Origin of the sequence: Mangrovibacterium diazotrophicum (genome assembly GCF_003610535.1) — a bacterium.
Taxonomy (GTDB): domain Bacteria; phylum Bacteroidota; class Bacteroidia; order Bacteroidales; family Prolixibacteraceae; genus Mangrovibacterium; species Mangrovibacterium diazotrophicum.
This window is the reverse complement of sequence record NZ_RAPN01000001.1, coordinates 230,631-245,693: the sequence shown is the minus strand read 5'-3', so window position 1 is coordinate 245,693 and position 15,063 is coordinate 230,631. Positions and strand designations below refer to the sequence as shown.

16 protein-coding genes are annotated in these 15,063 nt (G+C 44.5%); 11 read left to right on the top strand and 5 right to left on the bottom strand.

Annotated elements, in window-relative coordinates; genetic code table 11:
* Positions 1-14: 14 nt before the first annotated feature.
* The 3 genes from BC643_RS01090 to BC643_RS01080 form a co-directional block, all read right to left on the bottom strand.
* Positions 15-857 (bottom strand): amidohydrolase family protein, encoded by an 843-nt coding sequence (locus tag BC643_RS01090; RefSeq protein WP_120271331.1) that lies wholly within the window; start codon positions 855-857, stop codon positions 15-17.
* A gap of 101 nt (positions 858-958) precedes the next feature.
* Entirely contained in the window at positions 959-1,999 is a 1,041-nt protein-coding gene (locus BC643_RS01085; protein WP_120274088.1) for an aldo/keto reductase, read from the bottom strand.
* Position 2,000: 1 nt separating this feature from the next.
* Positions 2,001-2,393, bottom strand: coding sequence for an L-rhamnose mutarotase (locus BC643_RS01080; RefSeq protein WP_245994831.1), 393 nt, complete (start codon positions 2,391-2,393; stop codon positions 2,001-2,003).
* Between the two features lie 190 nt (positions 2,394-2,583).
* Between BC643_RS01080 and BC643_RS01075 the strand changes: the two genes are divergently transcribed.
* The 8 genes from BC643_RS01075 (at position 2,584) to BC643_RS01040 (ending at position 8,261) form a co-directional block, all read left to right on the top strand.
* Entirely contained in the window at positions 2,584-3,600 is a 1,017-nt protein-coding gene (locus BC643_RS01075) for a LacI family DNA-binding transcriptional regulator (protein WP_120271330.1), read from the top strand.
* Positions 3,601-3,928: 328 nt separating this feature from the next.
* Positions 3,929-4,477, top strand: coding sequence for a hypothetical protein (locus BC643_RS01070; protein ID WP_147377099.1), 549 nt, complete (start codon positions 3,929-3,931; stop codon positions 4,475-4,477).
* 155 nt (positions 4,478-4,632) lie between these two features.
* Complete coding sequence (locus BC643_RS01065; RefSeq protein ID WP_120271328.1) at positions 4,633-4,821, top strand: hypothetical protein; 189 nt, start codon at positions 4,633-4,635, stop codon at positions 4,819-4,821.
* 44 nt (positions 4,822-4,865) lie between these two features.
* Positions 4,866-5,243: a hypothetical protein gene (locus tag BC643_RS01060; RefSeq protein ID WP_120271327.1), complete on the top strand. Its 378-nt coding sequence runs from the start codon at positions 4,866-4,868 to the stop codon at positions 5,241-5,243.
* A gap of 120 nt (positions 5,244-5,363) precedes the next feature.
* Entirely contained in the window at positions 5,364-6,074 is a 711-nt protein-coding gene (locus BC643_RS01055) for a hypothetical protein (RefSeq protein ID WP_120271326.1), read from the top strand.
* A gap of 160 nt (positions 6,075-6,234) precedes the next feature.
* Positions 6,235-6,756: a class I SAM-dependent methyltransferase gene (locus tag BC643_RS01050; RefSeq protein ID WP_120271325.1), complete on the top strand. Its 522-nt coding sequence runs from the start codon at positions 6,235-6,237 to the stop codon at positions 6,754-6,756.
* 297 nt (positions 6,757-7,053) lie between these two features.
* A complete protein-coding gene (locus BC643_RS01045) occupies positions 7,054-7,887 on the top strand; it encodes an MBL fold metallo-hydrolase (RefSeq protein ID WP_120271324.1) in 834 nt (277 codons plus the stop codon).
* Positions 7,888-7,898: 11 nt separating this feature from the next.
* Positions 7,899-8,261, top strand: coding sequence for a bleomycin resistance protein (locus BC643_RS01040; protein ID WP_120271323.1), 363 nt, complete (start codon positions 7,899-7,901; stop codon positions 8,259-8,261).
* Positions 8,262-8,284: 23 nt separating this feature from the next.
* On the opposite strand, the gene BC643_RS01035 is transcribed toward BC643_RS01040, so the two are convergent.
* On the bottom strand, positions 8,285-8,572 hold the full coding sequence (locus BC643_RS01035) for a hypothetical protein (protein WP_120271322.1): 288 nt from the start codon (positions 8,570-8,572) through the stop codon (positions 8,285-8,287).
* 180 nt (positions 8,573-8,752) lie between these two features.
* Here BC643_RS01035 and BC643_RS01030 point away from each other — a divergent pair, with 180 nt between their 5' ends.
* Entirely contained in the window at positions 8,753-9,658 is a 906-nt protein-coding gene (locus tag BC643_RS01030) for a hypothetical protein (protein WP_120271321.1), read from the top strand.
* 36 nt (positions 9,659-9,694) lie between these two features.
* On the opposite strand, the gene BC643_RS01025 is transcribed toward BC643_RS01030, so the two are convergent.
* Positions 9,695-13,009 (bottom strand): UvrD-helicase domain-containing protein, encoded by a 3,315-nt coding sequence (locus tag BC643_RS01025; protein WP_120271320.1) that lies wholly within the window; start codon positions 13,007-13,009, stop codon positions 9,695-9,697.
* Positions 13,010-13,364: 355 nt separating this feature from the next.
* On the opposite strand from BC643_RS01025, the gene BC643_RS01015 reads away from it, so the two are divergent.
* Both BC643_RS01015 and BC643_RS01010 read left to right on the top strand, forming a co-directional pair.
* A complete protein-coding gene (locus tag BC643_RS01015) occupies positions 13,365-14,324 on the top strand; it encodes a sensor histidine kinase (protein WP_120271318.1) in 960 nt (319 codons plus the stop codon).
* The gene (locus tag BC643_RS01010; RefSeq protein WP_211337944.1) at positions 14,317-14,967 is read left to right on the top strand and encodes a response regulator transcription factor; all 651 of its coding nucleotides are present in this window, start codon (positions 14,317-14,319) and stop codon (positions 14,965-14,967) included. Before BC643_RS01015 ends, BC643_RS01010 begins: the two co-directional genes overlap by 8 nt.
* Positions 14,968-15,063 lie beyond the last annotated feature (96 nt).

Genomic DNA, 15,063 nt, shown 5'->3' with positions numbered 1-15,063 from the left:
TTATCAGTTTCGAGTTATAAGTTTTGAGTTTCGAGTTGATACACCTTTTCGGCGTTTTTACAGAATATCATTTGTTGCTCGTCAGCACTCAAACGAGCCAGATTTCGCTTGACCAAGTCTAGCCAATTAGCGTATTCGGAAGCGACCAAGCACACCGGCCAGTCGGAGCCATAGAGCAGACGTTCCGGGCCGAAAGCGTCCAGCACCACATCCAGGTATGGTTGCAGTTGTGCTTCCGTCCAGTTTTTAAAATCAGCTTCAGTTACCATGCCACTGATTTTACAGCACACATTTTCGCGCTTCGCCAGCTCTTGGATATTTTTTGCCCAAGGCTCCAGTTCATTCGCCTTGATTCGCGGTTTGGCATTATGATCGAGCACAAACTGCTGATCGGGATGCTGATCGACAAAGCGAATGGTGTTCGGCAACTGGTGTTCGAAAATCAGGATATCGTACACCAATCCGTAGTTTCTCAGCTGAGAAATGCCGCGGTTAAAATCCATTCCCAGAATAAACTCGGGATCGGGTTCTCCCTGCACCACATGCCGAACGGCTTTCAACCATTTATTCGGGCTATACTGAGCCAAGAGTTCATCGATGTTTTCGGAAGCCAAAGGCAACCAGCCAACAATTCCTTTCATGAATTCGTTTTCGGCAGCCATTTTCAAAAGCCAATCTGTTTCTTCCATACACTGCCGAGCCTGAATCGAAACAACACCGGTTACGCCGGTGTCTTTCAAGGTCGACTTTAAATCTTGAGGCAGAAAGCTGCGCCGAATAGCAGCCATGTCATCGTCAATCCAGTCGAAATCGATCGGATTGTAATTCCAGTAATGATGGTGTGTATCAATAATCATAGATTTAGTTGGCTGTCGTCAGTTTTGAGTTTCGAGTTTCGAGTTTAAATATTCAGCATCAATTTGTTCGCTCTCCTTTCTAATTCTCAGAATACAGATCTTCAGAGGTAAGGATATTCAGAGTCGACAATTCCCTGCGCTTTTAGTTCCTCCCAAAATGCAGCCGGAAACTCCATATCAAGCAGCGCTTTATTGTGCAACATGCGTCTCGGTTTACTTGGGTTTAAAGCAACCGCTTGGATTTGAGGAGCCGACAAGGCAAACTTCAGGCAAGCATCGCCGGGAGTAACATCAAATTGCTCGCAAACAGCGAAAAACTTCTCGCGCCAGTCGAACAAAGGCTTGTCATCCGGGTTTTCTGTGCTCACCAGCCGGTAATCGAAATAGTCGCCTCCGGTTAAAAAGCCGGCGTTAAAAATGGCTGAATTAATCACGCCAACGCCGTCGTCACCGAGCTGTTTCAGAAAATCGACAATGGCCTTCGGATGGTGATAAACGGTAAATTTATTAGCAAACATCACCCAGTCGAACTTCACGTTCTCGTACAATTCTTTGATGACCAGCCAATCTTTGGAGCCAATCCCAACCGCCTTCACTTCGCCTTTTTCCTTCAGTTCGAACAAAGCTTTGTAGGCTCCCAAAATATCTTCCAACCGCTTTTCACGATCTGCTTCATCAGAAGCCGCAGCCAGGTATTCATCGGGATCGTGCACCGAAACCACTTCGGGCTTGTAAATGCCTCCCAGCAACTCGCATCCCTGCTTCCAGCAATCCAGAATACCATCGTAGCTGATGCGCTGCACGGCGTCGTATTCCAAATTTGCCCAGGCTCCCGGCTCAAACGTTGGCTCTTCCGTTTCAAGCGGTACCCGGTACCAGCCCAGTTTATTGCTGATGGTAATTTGTCGTGGTAAAATGCCCAATTCGAGCAAACCTTTACCAATAACCTCCAAAGCCAGACCGGCGCCATATTTACCGGCACTGTCGATCATCACCTTACCATCCGAAACCCGGAACCATTCCTGCATCAGCAAGAGTTTTTCCTCCCACGATAATTCGCGGTAAAGGTTCCCAAGGTAGCTGGTACCGTAAATAATCGGGGGACAAATCAGATCAGTTGAGCCTAGTGTCGTTGGTTTCATGCTAAATTTCTTTTTGCTGGCCATCTTCTGCCTTGTAGTCCTCTTGTTGGTCCAGTTCATAAATTCGTTCCATGAGCTGCCACTTTTCATCTGCCGTTGCCGACTCCGAAGTCACCTGAAAACGGGACACAAAAGCCTCCCACTCGCCCTGACGCGGTTTTGTCGCCAACTCGGCCATGGCTTTGTCGTGATCAAAATCAGCGACGGTATCCATAATCATGAACAGGCGGTTCTCGTGCCGGTAGATTTCCATATCAAGGATTCCGACTTCTTTCATTCCCTGTCCGATTTCTGGCCAGGTATTTCCTTTGGCGTGAACAGCCAGGTATGCTTCGATCAACTGAGGATCATTCTGAAGCATGAGCGTTTTACAGTAGCGTTTAAATTTCATCATTCATGTTCTTCTTCCTGCAAATGTGGCTGAAATCCGCTCGTTTACCAAGCTTTGAACACAAGTCGTTTTCATGCAAAGCTTTCCGCAAAGCTTTGCGGAACTGAAAAAATGTTCTAAAACACAGCACCTTTACGACTTTCGATCGGCTAAAAGGTCGAAAAGATTATTTTTGTGAAACAAGAATTCGGACATGAGTAAAAGACACGTTTCACTGAAAGATCTGGCCCGGGAGTTGAATGTATCCATTTCAACGGTTTCCCGGGCTTTGAAAGACCATCCCGACATCAGCGAGGAAGTCCGGAAGAAGGTGAAACGTTTGGCTGCCGAGCGTAACTACAGCCCCAATCCACTGGCAATGGGACTGCTGAAACAGGCCACACGAATGATTGGCATTATCGTGCCCGACCTGGTGACGCACTTTTACTCGTCGATTATCTCGGGCATTGAAAGTGTTGCCAAAGAGAAGGGATACTTCGTGGTGATTGCCAGCTCGAACGAAAAGCTCGAAAAGGAAAAGGAATCGATCGCTAACCTGTTGCAGGCCCGGGTTGAAGGACTGATCATCTGCATGAGCCGAGAAACCACGAACACCGAACATCTCGAGCAGTTGCTGAAGGCTGATATTCCGCTGGTGATGTTTGACCGGGTTTGCCTGACGAATCAGATTTCGGCGGTAATTGCCGACAATGCAGACGCTTCACAGAAAATAGTTGCCCATTTTTATTCGAAAGGCTATCGACGGATTGCTTACGTTTCGGGGCCCGATAACCTGAGTATTTCCAAAGAGCGCATGGCTGGCTACCTGACCGGTCTCGAAGCCTGCGGACTGCCAATTGATGCTGCGCTAATTGAAACCTGTGACTTAACCTTCGAGTCGGCACAGGCGGCGATGAACCGACTGCTGCAGCTTCCCATTCCACCGGATGCTGTTTTCGGCATTAACGATACGGTTGCCTTTGGCCTCATGAAAGCGATCAAAACTGCAGGGCTCCGCATCCCGCACGACATGGGTGTTGTGGGTTTCACCGACGAGTTTCACTCCACCGTTGTCGATCCGCCGCTAACCTCGGTCACCCACCCCACTTTTGAGATGGGCCAAAAAACCGCTGAATTGTTTTTCAAACGCCTGCACTCGGCCGCACTTTCCGAAACCGTGATCCTTGAAACCAAACTGGTCGAACGGGAATCTTCCGAGAAACCCCAATAACACTACTCCAACAAACCAACCGCTTCGCTTATTTGGAACGATGTCAAATTGTACTGACCGACTTATATCTTTTGTAACGTTTTGTAAATTGGAAAACAAAAAAGTGGAATTTTGCTTTTCCACTCCAATTTGGCATGGAAAGAACAATAGCATAAAACAGATCTAAGGAAAATAAAGACAATTGCGTTTACTGAAACGTTACCGTTAATTAAAAACCAAGATGCAAAAGACCATTTTATTCATATCCATATTGCTTCTTTTTATAGGTTGTGAAGAAAAGAAATCGAATAAATCTTTAAGTGATACAAACCTGTATAACACAGCCATAATGGAAAAGGTAGAATTAATAAACGAAAACGTTAAAACAGCACCTTTAAAATCAGAGAAAATAAAAGAGAACCCTCCTGAAGGAGAATTCAACCGATATTTCTTGGCCTTTAAGGATTCTACAGTTAGCTTATGCTGTTTAGACGAATTGTACAACCCGTTTGGATTCTTAATTGAGCATGACATTTCAAGTTACTTGACAGGTTATGAAATTACAAAAGTGACTGAAGGAGGGTCGAAAACAATTATTTTTAGTAAAGACAAAGACACGGTAAGACTAGTAAAATGGAAATCAGAATATTCTGACCATTTAGAACTTTTCCTTGGGAAGGGACAAGTTACTAATCCTCACATAAGACTAAAAAGTGGAATTAAAATAGGAATGAATAAAACAGAGTTAATTAATTACTACTTTCAATTCACTGATTCAACGATTAATAAAATCAACCAGATTTCTGTTTGTAAAGATGAGCGAGGTGATAATTACACCAAATATAAATTTAAAAACGACACACTTTCCATAATTACATTTGGCGATTGGGAAGAATAAAAAATAACTAACGGTAACATTTTGGAATATTGAATGGCGGGTGTCCGCGTGTGCGTAGCGTTGCATCCCGCGTCAGGTCTTCCTTCGGTCGACACTGACCCTCACCGCAAACGCCACGCAACATCCAATTTTTCGTTGTACTTAAATAAGAAAACATGCTTACTACGATAAATAAAGCTTGGAATTGGATTGGTGTAAAAGCCAAAGAGATAATGCAAACCAATGATTTTGGAAACATTATTTTCAAATCGACCAAAAAAGAAATTTCACAAGCTAAAATGAATCAGGAGTTGAAAACAAGACTTGTAGATGCAGTAGACAGAGCAATTGAAAAAAACAATTAAAAAACGAGAGGTAAATTTTGTCTTAAGTAAAAAATTCGCTGGTGATGGAAATTCTGGGATACTTATTTGTGGCAATTTGTTTGATTCCAATTTACAGGATGAGAAAAACCATAACTTTCTTTTTTTGTCCTGATGAAATAATCAGTTATAGAAAAAAGTCTATTTATTTCGGACTATTCAGTTTTTTACCATCATTTTTTGTTAGTGGTCTTCTTATTTCTCAAATCCGAGAATACATTTCAAATATTGAATCAATTAAAGAGTATGAGAATATATTTCTAATAATAGGATTAGGTTTGTTATTCCTATTACTAGCCATAACAGGGCGTATCGCTGAAACAATTGTTTATTTTACAAATAGTGAATATAGCGAGTGGAAAGACAAAAGAAATTTGAAAGATCAAAACCAAAATTCTGATTAAATAAAAAATCCACCCCAAACAAAGTAAATATTGCTGCCCGGGTTTAGTGATGCACCGTCTGCAGATTCTCAAAATGCTCTACGAAGTTCAAAACAACATCCTACCGCATACAACAACTCAATGAATGTAACCAACTACATCGTAATTATCCTAGTTCTGTTTTCGGCAACAGTTAACGGGCAGAACACGTTTACCGCCAAAAGCGATGAAGAGCTTCTTTTGGACTGTGCCAAAGGAACTGAACTGGAACGGGAAATTATCTCAGACTCTATTCAATATGAACTACGATTGTGGGTTTGCGACTTTTTCTATCCGGACAAGCTCGTTCAAATTACGCGGAATTTTGACCACAACTGGAATTACAGGCTAGGCTATTTCAAGTTCCTCGATGACCAAACCACGTTCGCGTTTCAGGATTCAATAAAGAAATCAATTGACTGGAAAGAATTTGAAAATAAACTGAACCATTTTATTGACGCAAAAATTCCGAATCAGGATGAGATCGAATTATTACTATCCAAAGATGGATACACTTATCGTTTTAAGAACCGGGATTTCTTCTCCTCCATCCTGGACGGGGGCGTTTATACCGTTGAAATTTTTGACAATAAAACCCATCAAACGATTCAATACAATAACCCTCACTCCTACCTCGATAAGTTAATTAAAGCTGGTCTGCCGACAAAAGAGCATGAAGAATTCATCGCATTCATCGACTATATTTATCAAATTTCCAACCTGGCGAAATTGCGGATAATTCAGTTCAGGGAGACCTATAAAACCGGGGAAATGATACAAACGAAGAAAAAAAATAAGCTCAAGAGAAACTGAAGCAAGGTAGGGACGACACCGTATTGTGGGGATTAAACATGTGCACACTTACACAGGTTTGCCAATCCGTCATAAAATAAAGTAACAGCCAAATTAGAATAAAGTGACAACAAAAAATGTCGTAGACCGATTTGCATCTAAAGGAGTTTTTCCGCACCAAATGGCCTTTACATTATTGCTTCCCTTGCGGAATATTTTTCTTTCGCCAAAGCAACTGATAATGAGGCTCGAATTAAAAGAAGACTCAAGTGTACTGGAAGTTGGGCCCGGCCCCGGTTATTTCAGCATTCCAATAGCCAAACGACTGCAAACAGGCAGATTGGTTTTGGCTGATATTCAACAAGAAATGCTCGAATATGCCAGAAAACGCATCCAGAAAAAGAGAATTGAAAACGTCGACTACTACCTGTGCGACGGGAAAAAAATTGACCTGCAGGACGAGTCTTTCGACAGAATCTTTATGGTAACCGTCATCGGTGAAATTGAAAACAAACAAGACTACATCAGGGAGTTCTATCGGCTGATGAAAAAAGACGGGATAATCTCGATATCGGAGTTGGCAGGAGATCCGGATAAATTGACGATTTCTGAGGTCAAAGACTTATTCGAAAATTCAGGTTTCGAATTCTACAAAATTTATGGAAACGATAAAAACTACACGATCAATTTTGTAAAGAAATAGTCGCTCTGCAACGAATCGGTTCTACAATCACAAATTCGGCAAGCCTGTCGGGCTACTTTTTTTCCCTAGCGTCTTTTAAGCAACCAAATCAACTGGCTGCGCTAACGAATTCAAGTGTAGAGTCTGCACTGTGCTATAAACAAGCGAAAATTTTTGCAGAACAATCAGGAGTGTTTTTCGTTGGTATCAGGGACTAGAGAAACTAAAAGCTTCGTTCAATCCTAAAATTCGACAAAGCATAGAAATTCTCTAAGCTTCAGAAATCAAATTCAATTATTCTGTAAAGACAAAAGTAAAATGATAAAATATAGCTGTTTAGTATTGCTGTTGCTCCTGGTAAACAGTGTATTTGCCCAGACTGAAATCAAAGAATACCAGGCGCAAGACAGCCTTTATATGGTTGGCGATCGCGTCTATTCCTTGTATTACATTACTCCGGAAGGTGTTGTTGTGATTGACCCCATAAACGACCGCATTGCTGCTGAAACCATGAATTCCATTCGCAGGCACACCAATTTGCCAGTCAAATATGTGATATACAGCCATAATCATTGGGATCACAATTCAGGCGGCAAAATTTACAAAGATCAGGGAGCTAAGTTTATCGCTCATACATTAGCTGCTCAAAATATGTCGCCAAACGAGAAAGTGGTAAGTCCGGATTCTCTCTGGAACGATCATCAAAGTGTTTTTTCACTTGGAGGGAAAGATATCGAACTGTACTACTACAGTAAAAATCACGGCGACGGCATGACCGTTTTTCGATTTCCGGAATATAACACAGTTTTCACGGTAGACCTGGTAGTTCCTGACCGTGTGCTGTACGCCTATCTTCCGGATGCGAAACCCCAACTTTGGCTTGAAACCTTGTACGAAATGGAAAAACTGGATTTTGACCAGTTGCTCATGGCGCACGTCCGCCCAATCGGAACCAGAAAAGATCTGGATCTGCAAATCCAGTATTTCGAAGATTTATACGCCGCTGTAGATAGCGCCATGAAAAACGGCACTCCGTTTTTTGAAATCCCCAAAACAGTGCAAATGCCCCAGCACGAAGAGTTGATGAATTACGACGAATGGCTGCATATGAATGTTTGGCGTATCTTAATGGAAAAAGCAATTGGCCAATAAACACAATGCCCATGCTAACCGCCGTTCACCCTAAATTACCGGTGCGCAACAAAGCTGTTACGCGTGCATTCTACTTCAATCAATTGGGGTTTAAAGAATTCGGGAGTGCTGATTTTGCCGGTTATTTGATGCTGGAAAAAGATCAGATCCAGATTCACTTTTTTGAATTTAAAGAACTGGATCCCTCCGAAAACTACGGACAGATTTACATTCGGGTCGACCAAATTGAAGAATATTATCAATCGCTGTTGGATCGGGGAACACCGATTCACCCAAACGGAAGATTAGAAAACAAGCCCTGGGGCCAACGCGAGTTTTCGATTCTTGACCCCGACAACAATTTACTGACCTTTGGGGGAAGTCTGGAAAGATAGAGAATCTATTATTGCACAGAAAATTAGGTGCTAAACAAAAAATAATAACATATCACGGCGATAATAAGACTTAGGATGACACCTGCAATGGTCGCCCGAATAGTAGCCGCTTTAGCATCTTTCCGAATCTTCGCCTTTATTTGCTCCAGCTCTTTGTCGCTTACTTTTTTAAATTCAAGGTCCATTCCGATCTTTGTCGTCAGGCCCTTGTCGTCCAGCTGCTTTTTCATCGACCGGTGATGTTTCAACTGCGCCCGGTTCTGATCCAGACTCTGTTTCATGGCTGCAATGGCGCCCCACATTCCTCCCATAAGTGTTCGATTTAGTTATTCCAATAAAATTTGTCGTTTAAAATTAACACAAAGCTAAATCCTAAATGTAGCAAATCTTATGTTTCAAACCAAAATACAGGCATGACGATCCAAGGCATAAACCTTTAGGGTTATGTTACGTAAATTTCACTATTCAATACCAAACTTCAATTCTAACCTATGAAAACTCGTTCTATTGGGATACTGATCGTGGTATTTATTCTAAGTATCTTGTCAGTGCAGGCCCAGGTCAATCAGACGGCTAGCGATACGACCACCGTTTGGCAAATCATTACTGTCGACGATAACGAATTTATCGGAACCATTACTGAAGAAACTCCGGCAGCAATTAAGCTGCAAACCGAAACTTACGGCCTTATTGAAATCTCGCGAGCTAATATTTCACGCATGATCCGGATAGATACCAACAAGATGGTCAATGAGGAATACATGCCGGATCACCTGCAATCGACCCGTTATTTTTGGGCTCCCAGTGGCTATTCGCTTGGCAAAGGTGAAGCTTACTATCAAAACGTCTGGATCTTTTTTAACCAGTTCAGCGCCGGCATTTCAAAAAACTTTTCCATCGGAATCGGTACCATCCCCATCATGCTGATGGGTGGCGATGCCAATCCGCTCTGGATCACGCCGAAGTTTTCAATCCCGTTGGTTGAGAACAAATTGAACCTGGCAGCCGGCGCCTTGATTGGTGACGTCATTGGAGAGAGTGACAGCTTTTTTGGACTGGCATACGGAAATCTCACCTTCGGGAAAAAGGACAAAAACATCAGCCTGGGTTTGGGCTACGGTTTTACCGGCGACGGCTGGGGCGAAACTCCGGTATTTTCTTTTTCGGCCATCAGAAGAGTAAGTAAAAAGGGCTATTTCCTGACGGAAAACTATTTTATAAACGACGGCGATGAATTTGTCGTTACCCTCCTCATTGGCGGACGAACAGTTTGGCGGAAAATTTCACTGGACTATGGAGCGCTGATTCCAATTGTCGAGGATATGGATGGTTTTATCGCCGTTCCATGGCTGGGACTGATTATTCCTTTCACCCCTAAAAATAACCAGAAATACTGAGCAAAGACTGAAAAAGGTAAGTCACCCAAAAGTCCACTATACCCTCACCCGCTTATTCATCCGGGTGTACCAGATAAAGCCTTTTACATTCGGGTAACCACATTTTTCAATGGCTTCGATGTACTCGCTTACCTGTTTCACGTACTTTTCCGATTCGTGCTCACCCGACTTGTAGTCTACCACAATTACTTCGTCGTGCGAGAGCATAATCCGGTCAGGGCGTTTTACGCCCATGTAGCCCACGCCAGTAATGATGTTGTGCTCGTTCAGCACCCGGTACGAACCATCAAACCACGACGACACTTCCGGATCCTCGAGCAATGTAGCCAATTGTTCAGTCATTTCATCGGCTTCCTCTTCGTTCATCATCCCTTTAAAAACAAGCTCGTCGCAAGCCTGCTCCAGCTGATCGGCCGTTTCAATACGCGACAGCACCTCGTGTACCAAGCGTCCGCGATTGATCTTTTTATCATATGAATCACCCGGCTCGAAGAAGTTCTCGTGATTCTTCCGCAAACGCAGATAAGCGCTGAAATCTTTAAACTTGAAAGCATCCAACGTTAATGCCCGGTTCTCTTTTGCAACTTTGGCTTCGCTGGCTGTTAACGCACCAATTTCCAGCAGTTGCTTTTCCTCGTCGAAATGGCTGGTTAGCGGGCTGCAAATATCTTCTCGCCCGTTAAACGAAAAGCCTTCCTCCAGATTGACACACATCTTCAGCAAATCGCCGACTGTGCCGAGGCTTTTTCCGTATTCCGACCAGGTGTACAGTGCCGTTTTCGCCCGAGTGAAGGCCACGTACAACATGTTTAGGTTGTCGATGTAGTTGTTACGAATCTCACTGAAATACTCGCGGAAGAAATGCGACATCCCCATGGACTTTCCGTATTTCACGGGCACCAGTTCCAACTGGTTAAAAGGAGCCACAGCCGGGCGACACCACAGCATAGGTGCGTGCTGGCCCGAAATACCCAGCGACCAATCGCAAAAAGGAATAAACACACAATCGTACTCCAACCCCTTGGCTTTGTGGATGGTTTGAATGCGAATCGCGTCCAGCTCTTCGGAAACAGCAATGGTTTTGCGCTGTCCCTGCTCGTCCCACCAGTCGAGGAAACCAGCCAAATCGGCACTTCGGTTTTTCATGTAGTTCGACACGTGATCGATGAAGGCCTGCAAATAAGCCAGTTCATCGTTAAAGTCGAACAAGCAGAAACGGTTGCTCAGGCTGAAAATCACTTCCTGCAGATTCTGTGCTGCCAGGTGGTTGTTGAAATAACCACTCTTCAGGAACTCAAACAGCTTGTTATCTTTATTTCGATAATCTTCAAAACGTTCGGTCAACTCCGGCTCGTAACGCGGTGCAAAGTCCATTTGCAATTGGGCAACCTCCTGCTCCACTGCCCAATCCACCTGTTTGTTCATGTCTCGCAACACCGGGTCGATGGTAGCGTAATACTGGTAATTGGCAAACGACAGCGACAGCTCGTCGTCCGGGTCTTTCAACAGGCGCAACATCGACACGAGAAATGATACCGAAGCCGCATTTTTCACATACAAACTTTCGCCCGACAACACATTGAAATTGTAGTGTCCTTCGCCTGTCGCTTTCTCGGTCAACAGGCAATCGGCAATGACTTTCGCTTCGGCCTTGGTACGCACCAAAATAGCCATATCGCGGGCAACCACTCCCCGGTCCTGTGCCGCTTTAATGGCTTCAACCAGTTCTTCGAGCACCTGCTCTTCGTTGGTAGGCTCTTCGCCGCTTTTCTTCTTTTCAAGAAAACGCATGTGAATGTAGCCGGCGTCAATCGTCTTCTCGCGACCAATTTCCTGTAAACCTTCCTGGTAGATTTTCAGAATGGCATCGCCAAACAAATCGTCGGGAATGCCTGCCTCCTGCACCTGGCCTGAGAAATGTGTTTGCATCAGCTGCGGCACCACCTGAAACACCCGGTTGTTGAAACGAATCACTGTTCCCGAACTACGCCAGTTTTGCGTCAAAGCCTTTTCCTCCGCGCCATTCGCGGGGAACGCCTGTCCCACTTCCGTGGCCAGCAGATTCCAGTCGCCGTTACGCCAGCGATAGATTGCTTGTTTCACGTCGCCTACCAACATGCCGAGGTTGTTTTCGGCCAGCGAGTTGCCCACCAGCGGGCGAAAGTTGCCCCACTGCAAACCCGAGGTATCCTGAAACTCGTCGATCATGAAATGTTTGTAGTACACACCGGTTTTCTCGTAAATAAAAGGTGTGTCCGACTCGTCGATGATCTGCTTCAGCAGGTTTCCCGATTCCGAAATCAGGATCACGCCTTTTTCGCGGGTCAGCTTGCGCACGGTTTCCTGCAAATCGACCAAAATCCCCAGGGTGTAAAGTTGATCGACAATCAAGCCGGCTGTATTGTAATTCGAAATGTTTTCGGTGTGAAAAGTCACTGCTTCCGCCAAAAGCGGCTGCAACTGATGGGCAATATTGATGACATGAGCCGAAGCTTTCTTGTCGTGCAGCGCCGCCACGTCTTCCACCACATCGAGCACCCGTTTGCCGGGCTCAAATTCGTTGCGGGTCATTTTATCGAAAGCTGATGCAGCGCCCGATTTTTTGTATTTAAAATCGTCAACCGAAACACCGCCCTGCCGCATGATCTCAACGCCTTGCTCACCGAGCGCCTTTAGTGTGTCTCCAAAGTTCACGATGATCTGACGCAACTCCTTTCGGTAACGACGAATGAATTTTTTGTCGCTGAGTTTTTCATTCAGTACCGGGCTCAACTGACGAAAGGTCTCATTGTAAATCTGTCGTCCCAATGATAGAATGTCTCCTTTCAGGCTCCAGCCTCCCCCTTCGCGGATCTTGTCTTCGGCAAACTGTTTCAGCCACGACAGCAAATCAGGATCATCATCAATCGACAGCAACAACTGGTCTACAGCTTCATCCAGAATGCGGTCGTCTTCCAAATCAACCTGGTAAGCCGTGTTGATGCCCAGCTCACGATTAAAAGCTTTAATCACTCGCTGAAAGAAACTGTCGATGGTACTGATAGAAAAGCGCGAATAGTCGTGCAACAAGTGCTTCAGCGCATTCTGCGCCCGAACAACAATCTCCGGAGCTGCCAGTCCCATTTCGTTTTGCAGCACGTCCAGGTAAGCCGATTGCTCGCCTTTTCCCAGCTTGTACAACTCCTCAATTACCCGCTCCTTCATTTCCGTTGTCGCCTTGTTGGTAAAGGTCACCGCCAGGATGTTTTTGTAATTCCAATCGCCGGAAAGCGCGATTTTCAGGTATTCAACAGCCAGTCGGAATGTTTTCCCGGAGCCGGCAGAAGCTTTGTAAATTTGAAGTTGAGACATGCGTACAATTCGAGTTGATGAGTTTTCCCAGAAGGGTTCCGAAAGCTAAAAGTACAAAAATTTGATCTCCGGAAAAGCGCTTTTTTGAGCCGCCTATTCATTCTGAAAAGTAACGAATGTTTGTACATTTGTAGCTCAACGGATTAGGGATTTACCTTTGAACGTAAAAACGAATCCTTTTCATTTTCATAATGAATGGAACTACCGATTCTGATATTACCCCTCCCAACCTCCCCTAAAGGGGAGGCGAAGTCCCCTTCAGGGGATTTAGGGGGCAATTCGACAATCGGTGCTTTAAAATTGAATAGGATAAACGCGTTAAACATTAAGCAATCCCAATCGAAAACCGAAAAACATGATTCTCCAGATTCTATTGGTTATCGCGATCATTCTGCAGGTATTTGCCGTGGGGGTCGCCATTAAGCTGATTAAAGAAACCAAATACAACTTCTCGTGGGTGCTGCTCACCATCGGCTTCCTGGTAATGGCCGTCCGCCTGCTAGTGGAACTGCTGCCCTACGTGAGCAACTTCAAGTCGCAGGAACTGGGCGAGTTTATGGTTTGGTCGGGGGTGATCATGTCACTGACTTTCGCGACCGGGGTTTTCTTCATTCAGAAAATCTTCAAGTACATGAAACGGGTGGAAGATTCGCGGCGGTTAACGGAGAAAATGTTCCTGAATGCCATTATTCAAACGGAAGAGAAAGAACGGAAACGTTTTGCCAAAGACCTGCACGATGGTTTGGGTCCGCTGCTTTCGACCGTGAAAATGTCGGTTTCAACCCTGTCTCAACTAGAGCACGATAAAAGCTCGAAGGAGATTGTCAACAACACCGAAATGGTGATCAACGAAGCCATCAAATCGCTGAAAGAAATTTCGGACAACCTGAGTCCGCACGTGCTGAATAATTTCGGGCTGGCGCGGGCCATTCGCAACTTCATCAACAAAATAAACGCTACCAAAGCCCTTCATATCAAATTGAAATCGAATTTGGGTGACGAGCGTTTCGAGACCAATACCGAGGTGGTACTTTACCGTGTTATCTGTGAGTTAATCAACAACACCATCAAGCATGCGAAAGCGAAAAAGATTGAAATCGATTTGAACATCGAGGAAAAAAATCTTACCATTGTGTATAAAGACGACGGGAAAGGCTTCCAAATGGACAAACTCCTGAACCAGGCCAACAATGGCGGAATGGGATTCTCCAATATTTTCTCCAGAATCAACTCGCTGAAAGGGGAAATACACGTGGACAGCACCCCCGGAAAAGGAACCCAGGTAAATATTAAAGTAGGTACTGCAAATGAATGATTCGACTTGTAAGATCATGTTGGTCGACGACCACACCCTTTTTCGAAACGGGCTAAGGATTTTACTGAATACCATCGACAAATACGAAGTTGCCGGCGAAGCAGCCAACGGGCAGGAATTTTTGGAACTGCTGGAAACGGAAGTTCCGGACATTGTGTTGCTCGATATTGAAATGCCGGTAATGGATGGAATTGCAGCAGCCAACCTGGCGCTTGAAAAATACCCGGACCTGAAAATTATTACCCTCAGCATGTACGGCGAAGAAGACTACTATTACAAAATGGTGGATGCCGGGGTGAAGGGCTTTTTGCTGAAAAACTCGGACATGAACGAAGTGAAAACAGCCATCGAAACCGTTTATGAAGGTGGCAACTACTTCTCGACCGAACTTTTGCAGAACCTGGTGAACAGCTTGCGAACAAGCTCCAAAAACCGGGAACCACAAGCGGAATTATCCGAGCGTGAGATTGAAATTCTGATCCTGATTTGCCAGGGATTCTCGAACCAGGAAATTGCCGACCAACTGTTCATTTCGAAACGCACTGTTGACAAGCATCGTGCCAACATCCTCGAAAAAAGCGAATGTAAAAACACCGCTCAGCTGGTGATGTACGCCATCAAAAATAAGCTGGTGGAGATTTAGATGATCAGATTACCAGATACTCGGATCTTCAGATTATTGGATTATAAGATCATAAGAGATCTGTTTTCTTGTCCTGCAATCTGCTTCAGATAGTCA

Bases quoted from the DNA above. Each gene is read 5' to 3' on its own strand.
- BC643_RS01085 (WP_120274088.1), bottom strand. From the start codon at position 1,999: ATGAAACCAACGACACTAGGCTCAACTGATCTGATTTGTCCCCCGATT.
- BC643_RS01030 (WP_120271321.1), top strand. From the start codon at position 8,753: ATGAAAACTCGTTCTATTGGGATACTGATCGTGGTATTTATTCTAAGT.
- BC643_RS01040 (WP_120271323.1), top strand. From the start codon at position 7,899: ATGCTAACCGCCGTTCACCCTAAATTACCGGTGCGCAACAAAGCTGTT.
- BC643_RS01055 (WP_120271326.1), top strand. From the start codon at position 5,364: ATGAATGTAACCAACTACATCGTAATTATCCTAGTTCTGTTTTCGGCA.
- BC643_RS01060 (WP_120271327.1), top strand. From the start codon at position 4,866: ATGGAAATTCTGGGATACTTATTTGTGGCAATTTGTTTGATTCCAATT.
- BC643_RS01025 (WP_120271320.1), bottom strand. From the start codon at position 13,009: ATGTCTCAACTTCAAATTTACAAAGCTTCTGCCGGCTCCGGGAAAACA.
- BC643_RS01035 (WP_120271322.1), bottom strand. From the start codon at position 8,572: ATGGGAGGAATGTGGGGCGCCATTGCAGCCATGAAACAGAGTCTGGAT.
- BC643_RS01070 (WP_147377099.1), top strand. From the start codon at position 3,929: ATGGAAAAGGTAGAATTAATAAACGAAAACGTTAAAACAGCACCTTTA.
- BC643_RS01075 (WP_120271330.1), top strand. From the start codon at position 2,584: ATGAGTAAAAGACACGTTTCACTGAAAGATCTGGCCCGGGAGTTGAAT.
- BC643_RS01090 (WP_120271331.1), bottom strand. From the start codon at position 857: ATGATTATTGATACACACCATCATTACTGGAATTACAATCCGATCGAT.
- BC643_RS01080 (WP_245994831.1), bottom strand. From the start codon at position 2,393: ATGATGAAATTTAAACGCTACTGTAAAACGCTCATGCTTCAGAATGAT.
- BC643_RS01010 (WP_211337944.1), top strand. From the start codon at position 14,317: ATGAATGATTCGACTTGTAAGATCATGTTGGTCGACGACCACACCCTT.
- BC643_RS01015 (WP_120271318.1), top strand. From the start codon at position 13,365: ATGATTCTCCAGATTCTATTGGTTATCGCGATCATTCTGCAGGTATTT.
- BC643_RS01065 (WP_120271328.1), top strand. From the start codon at position 4,633: ATGCTTACTACGATAAATAAAGCTTGGAATTGGATTGGTGTAAAAGCC.
- BC643_RS01045 (WP_120271324.1), top strand. From the start codon at position 7,054: ATGATAAAATATAGCTGTTTAGTATTGCTGTTGCTCCTGGTAAACAGT.
- BC643_RS01050 (WP_120271325.1), top strand. From the start codon at position 6,235: ATGGCCTTTACATTATTGCTTCCCTTGCGGAATATTTTTCTTTCGCCA.